Source organism: Stenotrophomonas sp. 17(2023) (assembly GCF_030345315.1).
GTDB lineage: Bacteria > Pseudomonadota > Gammaproteobacteria > Xanthomonadales > Xanthomonadaceae > Stenotrophomonas > Stenotrophomonas acidaminiphila.
The window spans coordinates 2,164,113-2,182,999 of sequence record NZ_CP128405.1; the positions used below are offsets into that span (position 1 = coordinate 2,164,113).

General features: G+C 69.5%; 15 protein-coding genes and 2 tRNA genes. 5 read left to right on the top strand and 12 right to left on the bottom strand.

Annotated features, from left to right (window positions below; translation table 11 throughout):
• Nucleotides 1-35: 35 nt before the first annotated feature.
• The 4 genes from thiD to QQA12_RS09800 all read left to right on the top strand — a co-directional run bounded on the left by thiD (nt 36) and on the right by QQA12_RS09800 (nt 1,952).
• Nucleotides 36-845: a bifunctional hydroxymethylpyrimidine kinase/phosphomethylpyrimidine kinase gene (thiD, locus tag QQA12_RS09785; protein ID WP_226049185.1), complete on the top strand. Its 810-nt coding sequence runs from the start codon at nt 36-38 to the stop codon at nt 843-845.
• Nucleotides 842-1,684, top strand: coding sequence for an alpha/beta fold hydrolase (locus QQA12_RS09790; protein WP_226049186.1), 843 nt, complete (start codon nt 842-844; stop codon nt 1,682-1,684). Before thiD ends, QQA12_RS09790 begins: the two co-directional genes overlap by 4 nt.
• Before the next feature lie 62 nt (nt 1,685-1,746).
• Nucleotides 1,747-1,823: transfer RNA gene (locus tag QQA12_RS09795), tRNA-Arg, on the top strand.
• Nucleotides 1,824-1,875: 52 nt separating this feature from the next.
• Nucleotides 1,876-1,952: transfer RNA gene (locus QQA12_RS09800), tRNA-Arg, on the top strand.
• A gap of 217 nt (nt 1,953-2,169) precedes the next feature.
• On the opposite strand, the gene gyrA is transcribed toward QQA12_RS09800, so the two are convergent.
• The 12 genes from gyrA to QQA12_RS09860 form a co-directional block, all read right to left on the bottom strand.
• The gene (gyrA, locus tag QQA12_RS09805) at nt 2,170-4,866 is read right to left on the bottom strand and encodes a DNA gyrase subunit A (RefSeq protein WP_226049187.1); all 2,697 of its coding nucleotides are present in this window, start codon (nt 4,864-4,866) and stop codon (nt 2,170-2,172) included.
• Between the two features lie 234 nt (nt 4,867-5,100).
• The gene (gene mtnA, locus QQA12_RS09810; protein ID WP_226049188.1) at nt 5,101-6,165 is read right to left on the bottom strand and encodes an S-methyl-5-thioribose-1-phosphate isomerase; all 1,065 of its coding nucleotides are present in this window, start codon (nt 6,163-6,165) and stop codon (nt 5,101-5,103) included.
• Nucleotides 6,166-6,188: 23 nt separating this feature from the next.
• Nucleotides 6,189-6,839, bottom strand: a complete 651-nt coding sequence (locus QQA12_RS09815; protein WP_226049927.1) for a DUF3011 domain-containing protein — start codon at nt 6,837-6,839, stop codon at nt 6,189-6,191.
• Between the two features lie 227 nt (nt 6,840-7,066).
• The gene (gene epmA / locus QQA12_RS09820) at nt 7,067-8,011 is read right to left on the bottom strand and encodes an EF-P lysine aminoacylase EpmA (RefSeq protein ID WP_226049189.1); all 945 of its coding nucleotides are present in this window, start codon (nt 8,009-8,011) and stop codon (nt 7,067-7,069) included.
• Nucleotides 8,008-8,484, bottom strand: a complete 477-nt coding sequence (locus tag QQA12_RS09825) for a GNAT family N-acetyltransferase (protein ID WP_054666461.1) — start codon at nt 8,482-8,484, stop codon at nt 8,008-8,010. The genes epmA and QQA12_RS09825 overlap by 4 nt, the downstream gene beginning before the upstream one ends.
• Nucleotides 8,481-10,961: an NAD-dependent DNA ligase LigA gene (ligA, locus tag QQA12_RS09830; RefSeq protein WP_226049190.1), complete on the bottom strand. Its 2,481-nt coding sequence runs from the start codon at nt 10,959-10,961 to the stop codon at nt 8,481-8,483. The genes QQA12_RS09825 and ligA overlap by 4 nt, the downstream gene beginning before the upstream one ends.
• Before the next feature lie 106 nt (nt 10,962-11,067).
• The gene (gene zipA, locus QQA12_RS09835; RefSeq protein WP_226049191.1) at nt 11,068-11,802 is read right to left on the bottom strand and encodes a cell division protein ZipA; all 735 of its coding nucleotides are present in this window, start codon (nt 11,800-11,802) and stop codon (nt 11,068-11,070) included.
• A gap of 46 nt (nt 11,803-11,848) precedes the next feature.
• Entirely contained in the window at nt 11,849-15,352 is a 3,504-nt protein-coding gene (gene smc / locus QQA12_RS09840; protein WP_226049192.1) for a chromosome segregation protein SMC, read from the bottom strand.
• Nucleotides 15,353-15,561: 209 nt separating this feature from the next.
• On the bottom strand, nt 15,562-16,011 hold the full coding sequence (gene rplI, locus QQA12_RS09845; RefSeq protein ID WP_054666472.1) for a 50S ribosomal protein L9: 450 nt from the start codon (nt 16,009-16,011) through the stop codon (nt 15,562-15,564).
• A gap of 79 nt (nt 16,012-16,090) precedes the next feature.
• Nucleotides 16,091-16,321 (bottom strand): 30S ribosomal protein S18, encoded by a 231-nt coding sequence (gene rpsR, locus QQA12_RS09850; protein WP_054666474.1) that lies wholly within the window; start codon nt 16,319-16,321, stop codon nt 16,091-16,093.
• Nucleotides 16,322-16,332: 11 nt separating this feature from the next.
• Nucleotides 16,333-16,764, bottom strand: coding sequence for a 30S ribosomal protein S6 (gene rpsF / locus QQA12_RS09855; RefSeq protein WP_054666476.1), 432 nt, complete (start codon nt 16,762-16,764; stop codon nt 16,333-16,335).
• Nucleotides 16,765-17,002: 238 nt separating this feature from the next.
• Complete coding sequence (locus tag QQA12_RS09860; RefSeq protein ID WP_054666478.1) at nt 17,003-17,341, bottom strand: iron-sulfur cluster assembly accessory protein; 339 nt, start codon at nt 17,339-17,341, stop codon at nt 17,003-17,005.
• A gap of 145 nt (nt 17,342-17,486) precedes the next feature.
• On the opposite strand from QQA12_RS09860, the gene asnS reads away from it, so the two are divergent.
• Nucleotides 17,487-18,881, top strand: a complete 1,395-nt coding sequence (gene asnS / locus QQA12_RS09865) for an asparagine--tRNA ligase (protein WP_054666481.1) — start codon at nt 17,487-17,489, stop codon at nt 18,879-18,881.
• Nucleotides 18,882-18,887 lie beyond the last annotated feature (6 nt).

The following is an 18,887-nucleotide window of genomic DNA, read 5'->3' on the forward strand; positions in this document are numbered from 1 at the left end:
CGGCAGCAGCAGGCCAAACACGGCACAATCGTGCCATGACGCCTTCCACACCCGTTTCCGCCCTGACCATCGCCGGCTCCGATTCGGGCGGCGGTGCCGGCATCCAGGCCGACCTCAAGGCCTTCGCCGCGCATCGCGTGCATGGCCTGTCCGCGATCGCCGCACTGACCGCGCAGAACACCCGCGGTGTCATCGCCGTGCACGTGCCGCCGCTGGAATTCCTGCAGGCCCAGCTCGATGCCTGCTTCGAGGATTTCGACATCCACGCGGTCAAGCTCGGCATGCTCGCCAACGCCGACGTCATCCACCTGGTCGCCGACGTACTGGAAACGCACCGCCCGCCGCAGGTGGTGCTGGACCCGGTGATGGTCGCCACCAGCGGCGCCCGCCTGCTGGAAGCCAGCGCGCTGCGCGCGCTGCGCGAGCGCCTGCTGCCCCTGGCCACGCTGCTCACCCCGAACACCCCCGAGGCCGAGCTGCTGCTCGGGCGCCGCATCGGCAATGCCGCCGAGGCCGAAGACGCCGCCGCCGCGCTGCTCGGGCTCGGCGCCGGGGCGGTCCTGCTCAAGGGCGGGCACCTGGATGAAGGCCCGCGCGTGATCGACCGCTACTTCGATGGCGTCACCGGCGAGGAATTCAGCCACGCCCGGCTGCCGGTGGAGGCGCACGGCACCGGCTGCACCCTGGCCGCGGCCGTCGCCGCGCAGCTGTGCCGCGGGCTGTCGCTGCCCAATGCCTGCGGCGCCGCCATCGACTACGTGGCGCGCGGCCTGCGCAACGGCTACCACCCGGGGCGCGGCGAGGTCATGGTGCTGGATCACTTCGGCGCGGCTGGCCCGGCATGAGCGCGCACTCCGTCCTCGACGTCGCGGCGGCGGACGGACACCGCTTCCAGCTGCTCGCCCACCTGCCATCGCAGCCCCGTGCGGCGGTGCTGTGGCTGCCCGCACTGGGCGTGGCCGCGCGCCATTACCTGCCGCTGGCAGACGCCCTGGCGGGGCGCGGCACCGCCGTGTTCGTGCATGAATGGCGTGGCAACGGCAGCAGCAGCCTGCGCGCCGGCAGGAACGGCGACTGGGGTTACCGCGAGCTGCTGCAGCACGACCTGCCCGCCGCCGAGGCAGCGGTCCGCTCGGCGCTGCCCGGCCTCGCGCTGCGGCTGGGCGGGCACAGCCTCGGCGGACAACTGGCGTGCTGCCATGCCGGCCTGCATCCGGACGCCTTCGCCGCGCTCTGGCTGGTCGCCAGCGGCACCCCGTGGTGGCAGGGCTTTCCGGCGCCGCGGCGCTGGCTGTTGCCACCGGCCTATCGCTTCCTGCCCTGGCTGGCGCAACGGCGCGGGGCGCTGCCCGGGCGCCGGCTCGGCTTCGGCGGCACCGAGGCACGCAGCCTGATCCACGACTGGGCCCGGGTCGGCCTCAGCGGGCACTACGCCGCGGCAGGACTGGCGGTCGACCTGGATGCGGCGATGCATGCCCTCGCGCTGCCGGTGCAGGCGCTGCTGTTCGACGCCGACTGGCTCGCCCCGGCCGGCTCCATGCGCCACCTGTTGTCCAAGATGCCGGCCGCGCCGGCGACGCTGCGGATCCTGTCCGGCGACGAACTGGGCGCGCCTGCCGACCACTTCAGCTGGATGAAATCGCCGGCCATCGTCGCCGATGCGCTGGCATCGGCATCGTTATAGGAAAATTTCACAAAAGCGTTGACGCATGCGCGTCATATCCGCATAATTCCGCTCCTGACGACGCGCCCGTAGCTCAGTTGGATAGAGTACCTGGCTACGAACCAGGCGGTCGGGAGTTCGAATCTCTCCGGGCGCGCCAGTTTGGAACACTGCACCAGCAGCGTTCCCCGTCAGAACAATAAAGGTAAAACGCGCCCGTAGCTCAGTTGGATAGAGTACCTGGCTACGAACCAGGCGGTCGGGAGTTCGAATCTCTCCGGGCGCGCCATTACACCGAACAGCAGGCTTTGCCTGCTGTTTTTTTTTGCGTTTTCAAACGCCACGACCGCGACCACGGGCCCGCCACCCCACCGCGCGCATCGCCGGCAGACAGGGCCGCGCCCGCAAGCATGCCCGGCGATTCCCCGGGGACCCGGCGCATGGACGAGCGTAAAAAAAAACGCCGGCTTGCGCCGGCGCTTTCATTCAACGCGAACCGCTGCCTTTCAGCTTTGCGGCGGCGCCACGGCCGGCTCCGCATCCCCGGACGCCACATCCTCGTCGGCATCGTCGCCCGACTGCAGCGAGGCATCCAGGCGTTCGACCGCCTGCAGCTTCTCGCCCTTGGACAGGCGGATCAGGGTCACGCCCTGGGTGTTGCGGCCCACGCGCGAGATTTCCGAACCGCGGGTACGCACCAGGGTGCCGCCATCGGAGATCAGCAGCACCTCGTCGCCCGTGCCCAGCAGCACCGCGCTGACCAGCTTGCCGTTGCGCTCGCTGGTCTGGATGCCGATCACGCCCTGCGTGCCACGGCCCTTGCGCGGGTAGTCGGCCAGCGGCGTGCGCTTGCCGTAACCATTCTCGGTGGCGGTAAGGATGTACTGCACGCCCGCATCGTCGGCCGACTCGATGATCTCGCCGGCGTCGACCAGCATGTCCTCGGCACCGGTGTCGTCCTCGTTCTCGTCCTCGGCGCCACCGGCGCTTTCGGCCACGATCAGGCTGACCACTTCCTCGCCCTTGGCCATCTTGATGCCGCGCACGCCGGTGGCGGTCCGGCCCATCGACCGCACGCGGTCCTCGCCGAAGCGCACGGTCTTGCCGTTGGAGGCGAACAGCAGGATGTCGCGCTCGCCATCGGTCAGGCCGACGCCGACCAGCGCATCGCCCTCGTCGAGGTTGATGGCGATCTTGCCGCGCGCCAGGCGGAACGCGAATTCGCTCAGCGGGGTCTTCTTCACCGTGCCGTTGCGGGTGGCGAAGAACACGAAGTGGTTGTCGTCGTACTCGCGCACCGGCAGCACCGCCTGCACGCGCTCGCCGTTCTCCAGTGCGATCCAGTTGATGATCGGGCGCCCGCGCGCGTTGGAGCCGGCCTCCGGCAACTGGTACACCGGCAGCCAGAACACCTTGCCGGAACTGGTGAACGTCAGCAGCGTGTCATGGGTGTTGACCAGCCACAGCTGCTCGATCGAATCCTCGTCCTTGGTCGCCGCCGCACTGCGGCCGCGGCCGCCGCGCTTCTGCGCGCGGTACGCCGATACCGGCTGGCGCTTGACGTAACCGGCACGCGACAGCGTCACCACCACGTCCTCCGGCGCGATCAGGTCGAGGATGTCCAGGTCTTCCTCGCTGTGGCGGATCTCGGTACGGCGTTCGTCGCCGTACTCGGCGCGCACGCTCTCCAGCTCCTCGCGGATCACCTGCAGCAGCCGGTCGGGGTTTTCCAGGATGTGGATCAGCCCGGCGATCACGTCCAGCAGCTGCCTGTATTCCTCGGTGAGCTTGTCCTGCTCCAGCCCGGTGAGGCGATGCAGGCGCATTTCCAGGATCTGGGTGGCCTGCACGTCGGACAGCTGGTAGCGGCCATCGACCAGGCCGATGCCGCGGGGCAGGTCCTCCGGACGCGAGGCCTCGGCCCCGGCGGCACCCAGCAGCGCGCCGACCAGGCCCGGCTCCCACACCTTGGCGAGCATCCGCTCCTTGGCCTCGGCGGGGTTGGACGAGGTCTTGATCAGTTCGATCATCTCGTCGATGTTGGCCAGCGCGACGGTCAGGCCTTCCAGCACGTGCGCACGGGCGCGCGCCTTGCGCAGCTCGAAGATGGTGCGGCGGGTGACGACCTCGCGGCGGTGGCGGACGAACGCCTCCAGCATCTCCTTGAGGTTCAGCAGCTTCGGGCGGCCGTCGACCAGCGCCACCATGTTGATGCCGAACACCGACTCCATCTGGGTCTGCTGGTACAGGTTGTTCAGCACGACCTCGGCCGATTCGCCGCGCTTGACCTCGATGTAGATGCGCATGCCGTCCTTGTCGGACTCGTCGCGCAGCTCGCTGATGCCCTCGAGCTTCTTTTCCTTCACCAGCTCGGCGATCTTCTCGATCAGCCGCGCCTTGTTCACCTGGTAGGGAATCTCGGTGACGATGATCGACTCGCGGCCGTTGTCGGCCACTTCGATATCGGCCTTGGCGCGGATGCGGACGCGGCCACGGCCGGTGCGGTAGCCGGCGATGATGCCGGCGGTACCGTTGATGATGCCGGCGGTCGGGAAGTCAGGGCCGGGGATGTACTCCATCAACCCGTCCACGTCGATCGACGGGTTGTCGATCAGCGCGATGCAGGCATTGATGCTCTCGGTCAGGTTGTGCGGCGGGATGTTGGTGGCCATGCCCACCGCGATGCCGGCCGAGCCGTTGACCAGCAGGTTCGGGAAGCGCGTCGGCAGGACCGTCGGCTCCAGCTCCTTCTCGTCGTAGTTGGGCTGGAAATCGACGGTTTCCTTGTCGATGTCGGCCAGCATCTCGTGGCTGATCCGCGACAGGCGCGATTCGGTGTAACGCATCGCCGCCGGGCTGTCGCCATCGACCGAACCGAAGTTGCCCTGGCCGTCGATCTGCATGTAGCGCAGCGAGAACGGCTGCGCCATGCGCACCAGCGTGTCGTAGACCGCGCTGTCGCCGTGCGGGTGGTACTTGCCGATGACGTCACCGACGATACGCGCCGACTTGTAATACGGCTTGTTGGCGTGCGCGCCAAGCTCCTGCATCGCGTAGAGGACGCGGCGATGGACCGGCTTGAGGCCGTCGCGGGCGTCGGGGAGCGCGCGCCCCACGATCACGCTCATGGCGTAATCGAGGTAGCTCTTGCGCATCTCGTCTTCCAGGTTGACCTGGATGATTTCCTTGGCGGTTTCTGCCATTCGGATTCCGTATTCTGGTAGCGGTCCGGAGCAGCGCCGACGGCCTTTGTGGGCGGTCCCGGCACAAGCCCGATTCAAGTAGCCGAGTTTACCACACGGCGCCGTCTGCCGACTCGGGAAGCAGCACTTTTAACGGAGCAAATCAGGGACTTAGCCGCTGTCCGCGGGGGTGGGCGGCGGTTTCCACGAACCGCCGCGCAGATACCGCCGCCGGTACCGGGCCCGGGCCCGGGTTCAGCCGCCGAAAGCCGCCCGCATGGCCGCGGCGTCCGGGTCCAGGATCACGCCCTTTTCGGTCACGATGGCGTCGATCAGGCTGCCCGGGGTCACGTCGAACACCGGGTTCCAGGCCTGGATGCCCTCGGCCACGGTGCGCACGCCACCGACGCCGAACAGTTCGCCCGGATCGCGCTGCTCGATCTCGATCGCGTCGCCATGCGCGGTGCCCATGTCCACGGTCGAGGACGGCGCCACCACCATGAACTTCACGCCGTGGTGGCGCGCGGCGATGGCCAGCTGGTAGGTGCCGATCTTGTTGGCGGTATCGCCGTTGGCGCAGATGCGGTCGGCGCCGACCACCACCCACTGCACCGCGCCGGTCTTCATCAGGTGCGATGCCGCCGAGTCGGCGACCAGGGTCGCATCGATGCCATCCTGCTGCAGTTCCCACACGGTCAGGCGCGCGCCCTGCAGCCACGGCCGGGTTTCGCCGGCGAACACCCGTGCGATGCGCCCCTGGGCGACGCCGGCACGGATCACGCCCAGCGCGGTGCCGAAGCCGGCGGTGGCCAGCGAGCCGGTGTTGCAGTGGGTCAGCACGCCGCTGCCCGGCGCGATCAGGCCCGCGCCCCGCTCGCCCATGTGGCGGTTGGCAGCGAGATCCTCGTCGGCAATGGCCTGCGCTTCCAGCGCCAGCACCTGCTTCCAGTCGCTGCCCGCGGCGGCCAGAACACCGCGCATGCGCGCCAGCGCCCAGGCCAGGTTGACCGCGGTCGGGCGCGCGGCATTGAGCCGCGCCATCGCCGGTTCCAGTGCCTGCAGCGCGGCGGCGCCGTCGCCGGCATCGAGCCCCCGCGCGGCCAGCACCACGCCCCAGGCCGCGGCGATGCCGATCGCCGGCGCACCGCGCACGGTGAGCGCATGGATGGCCGCGGCGACCGCGTCGCTGTCGCTGCACAGCACGTGCTCGACGACGAACGGCAGCTTGCGCTGGTCCAGCAGCTCCAGTGCATCGCCGGTCCAGCGGATCGGGCGGATATGGTCGTAACGGGCGTAATCGATGGCGTGGTTGTCGTTCATCGCGCCATTGTACGGGGCCGCCGTCAGTCGGCGGAAAACTCGGCGCGGCAGCCCTTGTCCACCCAGACGCCGGCACGGTCCCAGCCCCAGCTGCGCCCTTCCTCGCAGGGCGCATTGGACAGCTGCCGGACCAGCGTGACCTTGCGCTCGACGCTGACCCCGCACTCCCGGCGCATCTCGCTCTTGGATTCGCAGATGACCTGGCGCGGAACATCCACGAACCCGGAGCCGTCCTCGGCGCCCACTTCGAACTGCCCCTGGCAGCCGCGGCTCACCCAGATCTCGTTGCGCCCGTATCCCCAGGTGCGCCCTTCGCGGCAGGGCAGCAGCGACTGCTGGCGGATCAGGCGTACCGGCGCGCCGCGCAGCAGTACCGGGCAGGTCACGGTGCGGCCCTTGGATTCGCAGCGCACCATGCGCCGCACCAGGCGCTGCCCGGGCGCAGGCTGTTCGGGAGCGAACTCGGCGCGGCAGCCGCGGCTGACCCAGATGCCCTGCTCGTCCATGCCCCAGCTGGTCTCGCGGATGCAGCTCTGGGTGGAAAGCTGGCGCACCAGCTGCACGCCGCGCGAGACGTCCATCGCGCAGCGCTGGCGCGTACCCTCGTCCGATTCGCAACGCACCACCGGGGTCTCCGCCGGCGTCGCGCCGTCCTGCCCCGCCAAGGCCGGCATCGGCAACAGCCACAGCGTTGGCAACAGGCCGCACACACCTTTCATCAGACCTTCCCACCCTGCAATCCGATGGACGCCGCCGGCACAGACGCTGCGTCCGCAGGCATGATCAGAGCATCATCGGCGGTGCGCAGGCAATACGTGCGTGCGCGGCATGCCGCGCGGGCAGCGGTGCACGGGCAGCGATCGCCGCCCGTTTCACGGGCCCGCCGGTGCGGGAAAGGCGCTCAGGCGCTGGCGAAATCGAAGGCCAGCACGTCGGCGATGCGGCCGGTCCCGGCCAGCGCCATCAACAGCCGGTCCACGCCCACCGCCACGCCGGCGCAGCGCGGCAACCCCGGCAATGCCGCCAGGAACGGCTCGTCCAGCGGCGGCTGCACGTCACCGCGCGCGGCACGCACCGCCAGGTCGCGCTGGAAGCGCTGGCGCTGTTCCACCGCATCGTTCAGCTCGTGGTAGCCGTTGGCCAGTTCCACCGCGCCCAGATAGAGCTCGAAACGCTCGGCCAGCGGCGGCTGGCCCGGGCGGATGCGCGCCAGCGCGGCCTGCGTGGCCGGCCAGTCATGGATCACGGTGATGCGGTCGACGGGGAAGTGCGGCTGGATGCGGTGGGTCATCAGCAGGTCGAGCCAGTCGTCGCGGGTGAGGCCGTCGGCAGTGATGCCGACGCCGGCCAGTGGCGCACGCAGCTGCGCCTCGTCGGCGCTGAATGGATCCACGCCCAGCGTGCCGACGAACAGCTCGCGGTAGGTCATTACCTGCAGCGCCGCCTCGCGCGCGACCAGCGCCAGCGCCGCACGCACCAGTTCCACCGTCTCCTCGATCAGGCGATGGTGATCCCAGCCGACGCGGTACCACTCGAGCATGGTGAACTCGGGGTTGTGGCGGCCGCCGGCCTCGCCGTTGCGGAACACCCGGCCGAGCTCGTAGCAGTCGCCGACGCCGGCGGCGAGCAGCCGCTTGAGCGGATACTCCGGCGAGGTGCGCAGCCAGCGCACCGCCGAACCCGCATCGACATGGCCGCTGAAGCGGGTCTGGAAACCCTCGATGTTGGGCTCGGTGTTGCCGGCCGCGGACAGGATCGGCGTTTCCACTTCCAGCACCTCGCGGCGCGCGAAGAAATCGCGGATCAGCGCGTTCAGGCGCGCGCGCCGGCGCAGCGCCTCGATCACGGATGCAGGCCCGCCGGCGACACCGCCAGCGGCAGGGTCAGGATGTCACGCTCGTCGTCGCGGTAGCCGGCCGACAGGTACAGCGCCTTGGCCCTGGCATTGTGGTGGTTCACCTCCAGCCGCATCACGCTGGCGCCCTCGACGATCGCCCAGTCGCGCGCCAGCGCCAGCGCCTGCCGCCCCCAGCCGCGGCCACGCGCGGCAGGGGCCAGGTACAGTTCGTCGAGCAGCACGAAGCGACCGCCCTGCTCCACGCTGAAGCACCAGCCCAGGGTGATGTAGCCGGCCTCGGCCACATCGTCGCCCTCCAGCAGCAGGGCCGCGCCGCAGGCCGGCTCGGCCAGCAGCGTACGCAGGCCGGGCTCGACCAGCGCCGCGTCGTAGGCGATCTGGTCCTCGGCATAGAACGCGCGCACCATGGCGAGCAGGTGCGGGAAATCCTCGGGCGTGGCGAGGCGGAAACGCAGGTTCATGGGTGTTGTCCGTGTTCGGTGAGGAAGGCGAGCAGGCGCGGTTCGTCCCACACCTCCACGCCCAGTTCGGTGGCCTTGTCCAGTTTGGAGCCGGCCTCGCTGCCGGCAACCACGAAGGCGGTCTTCTTCGAAACGCTGCCGGCGACCTTGGCGCCCAGCGCTTCCAGCCGCGCCTTGGCGGCGTCGCGGGTCAGCGCCGACAGCGTGCCGGTCAGCACCACGGTCTGGCCGTCCAGCGGCCCGGCCGGCTGCGCGGCCGCCACCGGGGCCAGTTCCAGCAGGCGCTGCATCTGCGCCTCGCCCCTGAGCAGCAATTGCCCGTGGTTGTCGCTGTCCAGCCACTGCGCCAGGCCGTGCGCGGTGTCCTCTGGCAGGCCGGCGGCAAGCAGGTGCTGCGGCTCGGCGTCCAGGATCTGCTGCGCCGACGGCAGCGCCGCCACCAGTTTCTCCGCGCGCAGCCGGGTGATGCCCGGAATCTCGGCTTCGACCAGCAGTTGCGCCAGGTCCAGCCCTTCGCGCAGCCGCGGCGACGGCGGGTGGACGTCGCCGATGCGTACCCGCCCGACCTGCAGCAGCGCGTCGATCGCCTGCTGGTTGCCTTCCTGCTCGAAGAAATGACCCAGCGAGCGCGCCACCTCGCCGCCGATATCGGGCACGCGCTTGAACAGCGGCCACGGCAGCTGGCGGATCAGTTCCAGGTCGCCGAACCACTGCGCCAGCGCCTTGGCGGTGCTCTCGCCGACATGCTCGATGCCCAGCGCGAACAGCAGCCGCTCCAGCGTGGTGGTGCGGCTGGCGTCGATGGCCGCGATCAGGTTGTCGGCCCAGCGGGTGGCGATCTTCTTCGGGTTCCACTCGAAGCGTGCCGGCAACGCCAGCGCCTGCGCGCGCCATCGCGGATCGTTGCCGTCCAGGCGCAGCAGCGCCTTGAGCCATTCACCGCTGCCCTCGGCCGGCAGGTGCGGGGCGATGCCGTTGGCCAGCGCCGAGGGATCGGCCGCGTCCAGCGCCAGCTTGAGCAGCAGCAGGGTGTCGCGCTGCAGCCGGTACAGATCGGCCACGCCGCGCACGATGCCGGCGTCGACCAGGATTTCGATGTACCTGTCACCGAGCCCGTCGATGTCCATCGCGCGGCGCGAGGCGAAATGGGCGATGGCCTCCTTGCGCTGCGCCGGGCAGCTCAGCTCGCCCGAGCAGCGCCAAACCGCCGCACCCTCCTCGCGCACGATCTCGGCACCGCATACCGGGCACGCCGGCGGCATCGTCCACGGCAGCGCGCCGGGCGGGCGGCGCCCGGGGATGACGCTCACCACTTCGGGGATCACGTCGCCGGCGCGGCGCACGATGACGCTGTCGCCCACGCGCACGTCCAGGCGCGCGATCTGGTCGGCGTTGTGCAGGGTGGCGTTGGTGACGGTCACCCCGGCCACCTGCACCGGCTGCAGGCGCGCCACCGGCGTGGCGGCGCCGGTGCGGCCGATCTGGATCTCGATCGCCTCGACCGTGGTGGTCTGCTCCTGCGCCGGGAACTTGTGGGCGATGGCCCAGCGCGGCGCGCGGGCGACGAAGCCCATCTCGCGCTGGCCGTCGCGGTCGTCGAGCTTGTAGACCACGCCGTCGATGTCGAACGCCAGCCCGTCGCGGCGCGCGCCGATGTCGCGGTAGTAGTCGAGCAGGCCATCGGCACCCTCGACCACCCGGCACAGTTCGCTCACCGGGAACCCCCACTGCGCCAGCCGTGCCAGCGTCGCCGAATGGGTGGGCGGCAGCTGGCCGCCGTCGACCTCGCCGGTGCCATAGGCATAGAAGCTCAGCGGACGCTGGGCGCTGACCTTCGGGTCGAGCTGGCGCAGCGAGCCGGCGGCGCCGTTGCGCGGGTTGGCCAGCACCTTGCCGCCGTGCAGGCGCGCCTGCTCGTTGTACTTCTCGAAATCGGCGCGCGGCATGTACACCTCGCCGCGCACTTCCAGTACCGCCGGCCAGCCCGCGCCTTCGAGCCGGGCCGGGATCACCTTGATCTGGCGCAGGTTGGCAGTGACGTCCTCGCCGCGGCTGCCGTCGCCGCGGGTCGCGCCCTGCACGAACACGCCGTCCTCGTAGCGCAGGCTGATCGCCAGCCCGTCGAGCTTGGGCTCGGCCGAAAACACCAGCGTACGGCGCTGCAGGCGTTCGTCGATGCGGCGCACGAAGTCGCGCACTTCCTCGTCGCTGAAGGCATTGCCCAGCGACAGCATCGGCACCGCGTGCACCACCTCGGGAAACCGCGACGACGGCCTGCCGCCGATCTGGTGGCTGGGCGAATCGTCGCTGTCCAGCTGCGGATGGGCCGCCTCCAGCGCTTCGAGTTCGCGCAGCAGCCGGTCGTAGTCGGCATCGGGAATCAGCTGCTCGTCGTGCTCGTGGTAGGCCTGTGCGGCCGTGGCCAGCTGCTGGCGGAGTTCGGCGATGCGGCGGCGGGCGGTGGCTTCGGAAGTCATGCCCTGATTTTACCCGCGCACGCGTATACGCAACGCGTGTGGCCGCCCGCTCAAACAGCAAGGGGCGCCGCACGCGACGCCCCTTGCCGTGGCTACCGCACCGCGCTCACCAGCGCGGCGGCTTGGTCAGCGGTGGCGCCTGGTGCTGGCGGTCGTAGGCCCGCAGTTCATCACGGATGTGGGCGATGCGCTGGCGCCCCAGCGCGTTGCGGCTGTCGTCCAGGACCACGCCGTCGAGCAGCTCGGCCATGCGCTGCACGGTGGGCAGCATCTTCTCCCAGGCATCGAGCGCGGTCATCGGCGCCGGCAGGGTCAGGAAGAAGGCGATGGCCGGGGTTTCCATCTCGCGGATATGGGCCATGTCGAAACTGCCCGGCTTCATGATGCTGGCCATGCTGAAGATCGGCCCGCGCTCGGGATGGCCTTCGACCATGCGGTGGAACACGTTCATGTAGCCGAACACCAGCCCGGTCTTCTCTGCGGCGACCACGATGTCCTCGCCGCGCAGCGACAACCCGGCGCGTGCGGCCACGTAGAGCGAGACGATCTTGTCGAAATCCTGGGTGGCGCGCTTGCCCAGTTCGCTGCCTGGCGCTTCCACGTCCGGCAACCCCAGTTCCTGCTGGGCTGCCACCTCGCCCGCCTCGGCCCCGGCGAGGCCCTCGCCCGCCTCCTCGCCCGCGCCCAGCACCGGCTCGCGCCGTGGCCGCTCGCCGCTCTCGGCCGGTTCGCGGCGCTTGCCCTGCGCCGGCTTCCGGGGCCGTCCGAACAGGAGGATCGCCGCGATCAGCAGCAGTCCGGCGGCAAGGATGCCGATACGCAACAGTGCCGTGTCGGACATTCGATAGGTTCTCCGGCTGGTTCGTTCAGGTAACTAGAATGGCACGTCAGGCCGCGCCCGCCAAACGCGCCGCCTCTTCCAGGTCCACGCTGACCAGGCGGCTGACGCCCGGCTCGCGCATGGTGACGCCGGAGAGCTGGTGCGCGGCCTCCATCGTCGCCTTGTTGTGGCTGACGAACAGGAACTGCACTTTCTCGCTCATTTCCTTGACCATGTTGGCCAGGCGGCCGACGTTGGCCTCGTCCAGCGGCGCGTCCACCTCGTCGAGCAGGCAGAACGGCGCCGGGTTGAGCTGGAAGATGGCGAACACCAGCGCCACCGCGGTCATCGCCTTCTCGCCGCCGGACAGCAGCGAGATGCTCGATACGCGCTTGCCGGGCGGGCGCGCCATGATGGTCACGCCGGTATCGAGCAGGTCCTCGCCGGTCAGCTCCAGGTAGGCATGGCCGCCACCGAACAGGCGCGGATACAGCGCCTGGACACCGGCGTTGACGCGGTCGAAGGTGTCCTTGAAGCGGCCGCGGGTCTCGCGGTCGATCTTGCGGATCGCCTCTTCCAGCGTTTCCAGCGCGGTGGTCAGGTCCACGTTCTGCGATTCCAGGTATTCCGAACGCTGCGAGGCCTCGCCGTATTCGTGGATGGCGGCGAGGTTGACCGGCTCCAGCCGGCGCATGCGCGCATCGATCTGCTGCACCGCCTGCTCCCATTCGCCGATGCGCGCGTCCTCGGGCAGGGCATTGACCACGTCCTCCAGCACGAAGCCGGCCTTCTCCACGGCCGCCTGCAGCTGCTCGGCGCTGAGCACCAGCGCCTGCTGGTCGAGCCTGCGCTGGGAAATGCGCTCGCGCTGCGCCAGGGCCTGCTCGTCGCGCTGGTGGCGGGTCTGCTCCAGCGTGCGCAGTTCGGCATCGATGCCATCCAGATGCGCGCGCGCCTCGGCCAGCACCCGGTCCACGCGCACGCGCTCGGCCAGGGCGTTCTGGTGTTCGGCCTCCAGCGCCTGCACCGGCGTGTCGCCCTGGTCCAGCTGCGAATGCAGCTCGCCCAGGCGCGAATCCAGCTGCCCGCGCTGGGTGCTCATGCGCTCCAGCGACTGCGACAGCGAGGCGATCTGCGCGCGTTGCGACTCCAGCGTGAGCGCCAGCGCATGCATGCTGTCGCGCACGTTGCGCGCCGCGTCGCGGGCCAGGTCGCGGGCCTCGGTCAGCTGGCGGCGCTCGCCCTCCAGCGCCTGCCGCGTGGTCTCCAGGTCGCCCATGCTGGAAACGGCATCCTCCAGGCGCACGCGGGCCTCGCCGGCCTGTTCGCGGCTGGCGTCCAGCGCTTCCAGCAACTGCGCAAGCTCGGCCTCGATGCGCTCGATGCGCGTACGCGCCGATTCCAGCCGGCCACGCTGGCTCTGCACCTGCCCGGCCAGCTCGGACACGCTGCGATGCGCCTGGTACAGCGCCCGCTGCGCTTCCTCGCGCTGCTGCTCGGCCGCCAGCAACTGTTCGCGGAACGCGCCGAGCTGGCGTTCGAGCTCGCCCTCGCGCTCCTGCAGTTCCTCGATCTGCCCGCGCAGGGTGACGATCTCGCGCTCGCGCAGCAGCGCGCCCTGCTTGGCCGCCCCCTGCCGCGACACCCGCACCCAGCCCTCGCCCAGGCGCTCGCCGTTGCGGGTGATGACCGAATCGCCATCCTCCAGCCGTTGCTGCAGCTCGCGTGCGGCGGCCAGGTCCGGCGCGCCATGCAGGCGCGCCAGCAGCCGGCGGATCGCCAGCGGGCCCTGCACGCGCGCGGCCAGCGAGGTCGGTGCGAAGTCGGCGCTGCCCTCGGCGCCGGACACCAGCGCGATGCGGCCTTCGCCCAGTTCGCCCAGCGCATCGACCAGCGCTTCGGGGGCCTCGACCAGCACGCCCTCGATCAGCTGGCCCAGTGCGCTTTCCACCGCGTTTTCCCAGCCGCTTTCGACGCTGATGCGTTCGCCCACGCGGGCGGCCGAGTCGAGCCCGTGCGCCTTCAGCCAGGCCACCGCGGCGCCCTGTTCCTGGCCCAGCGCGGCCTGCTGCAGGGTTTCCAGCGAGGACAGGCGGCCGCGCGCGGCCTGTGCCTGCTTGCGTACCTCGGCCAGTTCGGCCTGGCTGGCGCGCTGCCGTTCCTGCAGCGTCGCCGCGCCCTCCTTGCGCAGTTCCACCTGCTCGTTCAGCTCGTCCAGCACCGCGGCCTGCGATTCGTGCTGCAGCTGCAGCTGCTCGAACGCCTCGGCCAGGGCCTCGACGTCGAGCCCGGCGCGCTCGGCCGCCAGCGCCTCGCGGCGGCGGTCGGCCTCCAGGATCTGCCGGTCGAGATAATCGACGCGGGTGCGCTCCACCTCGCCCGAGCGCGTGGCTTCGGAGGTGTTGCGGTTGTGCGCTTCCCAGCGCTGCTGCCAGTCGTGCAGCGCGGCCTCGGCCTCGCGCAGCCCTTCCTGGCGGAATTCGTTTTCTTCCTGCAGCTGTTCCAGCTGCGGTTCGGCGTTCTCCACCGCCTCGCGCAGCACCATCAGCCGCGCTTCGTCGCCACTGATGTGCTGGCCCAGCTCGGCCAGGGCCTGGCGGGTCTCGTCGCGCGCCTTGTGCAGGCGCTGCGCCATCTCGCGCTGGTGCTGGATCTGCTGTTCAAGCCGCGCCAGGGTGCTGCCGACCTGGTAGACATCGGCCTGTGCGCGGGACAGCGTTTCGGCGGCTTCCTCGCGGCGCACGCGCCCGGTTTCGATGCGGCTCTCGGCCTCGCGCTGCTCGGCCACCAGCTGCTGCAGCCGGGTTTCCTCGCGTGCCAGCGCTTCGCGCAGGCCGCCCAGGCGCGCGTCCAGCCCGCGGTACTCCAGCGCCTTCCATTCGGCATCCTTGACCCGGCGCTCTTCCTGCAGCGCCTGGTACTGCTCGGCCTGGCGCGCCTGCCGGCGCAGGTGTTCGAGCTGCTTGCCGATCTCCTCGCGCAGGTCGTTCAGGCGGTCCAGGTTCTCGCGGGTGTGGCGGATGCGGGTCTCGGTCTCCTTGCGGCGCTCCTTGTACTTGGAGATGCCGGCGGCCTCTTCCAGGTAGACGCGCAGGTCTTCCGGGCGCGCCTCGATGATCTGGCTGATCATGCCCTGCTCGATGATCGAGTAGCTGCGCGGGCCCAGCCCGGTGCCGAGGAACAGGTCGGTGATGTCGCGGCGCCGGCACTTGGTGCCGTTGAGGTAGTAGTTGCTGCTGCCGTCGCGGCTGACCGTGCGCTTGACCGATATCTCGTTGAACGAGGCGTACTCGCCGGCAATGGTGTGGTCGGTGTTGTCGAAGATCAGCTCGACCGTGGCCTGCGACACCGGCTTGCGCCCGGCCGAACCGGAGAAGATCACGTCGGTCAGCGAGTCGCCGCGCAGGCGGCTGGCCGAGCTCTCACCCATCACCCAGCGCACCGCATCGATGATGTTGGACTTGCCGCAGCCGTTGGGCCCGACCACGCCGGTCATGTTGGTCGGCAGATGCAGCGTCGTGGGATCGACGAACGACTTGAAACCGGAGAGCTTGATCGTGGATAGACGCATGGGGCAGGCAAGGTTCCAGTGCCGGGCCGGGGGCGGCACCGTGGGTTCTGCGGGGGATCAGGGCTTGGGAACAGCAGTCTGCGGGGAGTATAAGCCCCTCTTCCGCCGTGGCGCGGGGGTGCGCGGCGGCGGGCCGCCGGGGCCCGGGGAGGGCAAAAAGAACGGGCGCCTTGCGGCGCCCGTTCCAGGTACAGCTTGAACCGCAGGGATCAGGCGTCGGCTTCGACGATGACCTTGACGGTGACTTCCACGTCGGCGTGCAGCTTGATCAGGACATCGTACTCGCCGACGGCACGGAAAGCGCCCTCGCCGAGGATGACTTCGCTCTTCTCCAGCGGCAGGCCGGCAGCGGTGAAGGCTTCGGCGATGTCGCGCGGGCCGACCGAGCCGTACAGCTTGCCTTCGGTCGAGGCGTGGGCACCGATGGTGACGCTGGCGTCGGCGAACTTGGCGGCGCGGGCTTCGGCATCGTCATGCGACGCCTTGGCCTTGGCCTCGTACTCGGCGCGCTTGGCCTCGAAGGCGGCAACGTTGGCTTCGGTGGCCGGCACGGCCTTGCCGTGCGGCACCAGGAAGTTGCGGCCGTAGCCCGGCTTCACGTCGACCAGGTCACCCAGGTTGCCCAGGTTGGTCACCTTCTGCAGCAGAATCAGCTTCATTTTCTTGCTCCGTTATTCGTTAGCGATGTCCCGCGAGGGACACCGCAACGCTTGCTGTCCGAATGGACGGTTGGACGTATCAGACGTCGTGGTTGTCCGTGTACGGGATCAGCGCCAGGAAACGGGCGCGCTTGACCGCCGTGGACAGCTGGCGCTGGTACTTGGACTTGGTGCCGGTGACGCGGCTCGGCACGATCTTGCCGTTCTCGGTCAGGTACTGGCGCAGGGTGTTGAGATCCTTGTAGTCGATCTCCTTCACACCTTCAGCCGTGAACTTGCAGAACTTGCGGCGACGGAAGAACTTGGACATGAGCTGACTCCTTATTCGGCAGAGGCGGCGTCGTCGCCGGCTTCTTCATTGTTGGAATTGGCAGCTTCTTCGTCGTCACGACGACGGCGCTCGCCACGCTCGGGCTTGTCGCCCTTCTCGTCCTTGCTCTTCATGATCAGCGACTGCTCGGTCTCGGCCTCGTCACGCTTGATGACCAGGTTGCGCAGCACGGCGTCGTTGAAACGGAAGCTTTCGGTCAGTTCGTTCAGCACCGACTGGTCGGCTTCGATGTTCATCAGAACATAGTGGGCCTTGACCAGGTTCTGGATCGGGTACGCCAGCTGGCGGCGGCCCCAGTCTTCCAGGCGGTGGATCTTGCCGTTGCCGCCCTCGACCAGCGCCTTGTAGCGCTCGACCATGGCCGGGACCTGTTCGCTCTGGTCCGGGTGGACCAGGAACACGACTTCGTAATGACGACTCATGTTTTTCTACCTTTCGGATGTAGCCCTGTCGGGCCGGACAGCCCCCCGCACGCAACGCGGTGGGGCAAGGACCCCCGCACCGGAGGCGCAGGGAGCCGCGCATTATCCACCGCCCCCGGCCTGCGGGCAAGCCACCCCGTGCCGGGCAGCCTTCCACCCGGACCTGCCGGCCGCCCGGCGCGCCGTGGCCGCACCGCCCGTGGGCCGGCGCCAGGCACCGGCCAGGCGGGCAATGGCCTCAGCGGTGGGTTTCGTCGGTGGTGAAGCTCTCGCCGCACCCGCACTCGGCGGTGGCGTTCGGGTTCCTGAACAAAAAGGTCTCGCTCAGGCCCTGCTTGCCGAAATCGATCTCGGTGCCGTCCACCAGCGCCAGGCTCTCGGCGTCGACGAAGATGCGCACGCCGTCCTGCTCGAACACGGTGTCGTCCTCGCGCTGTTCACGCGCCAGGTCGGTGGTATGGCCCCAGCCGGAGCAGCCGGTGCGGGTCACGCCGAAACGCAGGCCCAGCGCGCCGGGGGTCTGCTCGACGAAGCGCTGGACGCGGGCGAAGGCGACGGGAGTGAGATGGATGGCCATGGGCATGCGACTCCGGGGATTGCGGGGCGATTATAGGAAAACCCGGCTGTACCGGCCGCGGATGGCGGATCCCTCGCCTGTCCGGCCGCGCAGCCGCTAGAATTCCGTGTTCACAGATCGAGTCGATCAGCAGAGGATTCAAGTCATGACGGTGGTCAGCGTTGCGCACGCCCTGGCCGGGAAGATCCCGGAAGGCGGAGAAGTCACGGTTCGCGGTTGGGTTCGCACGGTCCGTGCCTCCAACGGGCTGGCCTTCGTCAATGTCAGCGACGGCTCCGGCTTCGCCCCGATCCAGGTCGTGGCCACCGACGCGCTGGCCAATTTCGACGACATCAAGCGCCTGACCCCGGGCTGCTCGGTCATCGCCACCGGCAGGCTGGTCAAGTCGCAGGGCAAGGGCCAGAGCTTCGAGATCCAGGGCCAGGGCCTGGAGATCGTCGGCTGGGTCGAGGACCCGCTGACCTATCCGATCCAGCCCAAGCCGATGTCGCCCGAGTTCCTGCGCGAAGTGGCGCACCTGCGCCCGCGCACCAACCTGTTCGGTGCCGTCACCCGCATCCGCGACTGCCTGGCCAAGGCCGTGCACCGCTACTTCCACGAGAACGGCTACTACTGGATCAGCACGCCGATCATCACCACGTCCGATGCCGAGGGCGCCGGGCAGATGTTCCGCGTCTCCACCCTGGACATGGCCAACCTGCCGCGCGGCGAGAACGGCGGCATCGACTTCAGCCGCGACTTCTTCGGCAAGGAGACCTTCCTGACCGTGTCCGGCCAGCTCAACGTCGAGGCCTACTGCCTGGCGCTGAGCAAGGTCTACACCTTCGGTCCGACCTTCCGTGCCGAGAACAGCCACACCACCCGCCACCTGGCCGAGTTCTGGATGGTGGAGCCGGAGATCGCCTTCGCCGACCTGGCCGAGGACGCGCGCGTGGCCGAGGACTTCCTGAAGTACCTGTTCCGCGCCGTGCTCGACGAGCGCGCCGACGACATGGCCTTCATCGCCGAGCGCGTGCAGAAGGACGCCATCACCCGCCTGGAGACGTTCGTCAACGCACCGTTCGAGCGCATCGAATACACCGATGCGGTCAGCCTGCTGCAGAAGTCGGGCAGGAAGTTCGACTACCCGGTCGAGTGGGGCCTGGACCTGCAGACCGAGCACGAGCGCTGGCTGACCGAGGAGCACGTCGGCCGCCCGGTGGTGGTGACCAACTACCCCGAGCACATCAAGGCCTTCTACATGCGCCTGAACGACGACGGCAAGACCGTCGCGGCGATGGACGTGCTGGCCCCCGGCATCGGCGAGATCATCGGCGGCAGCCAGCGCGAGGAGCGCCTGGACATCCTCGACGCGCGCATGGCGCAGTTCGGCCTGGATCCGGAGCACTACCAGTGGTACCGCGACTTCCGCCGCTACGGTTCGGTGCCGCACGCCGGCTTCGGGCTGGGCTTCGAGCGGCTGGTGGTATATGTCTGCGGCCTGTCCAACATCCGCGACGCCATCCCCTACCCGCGCGCGCCGGGCTCGGCGGAATTCTGACAACGA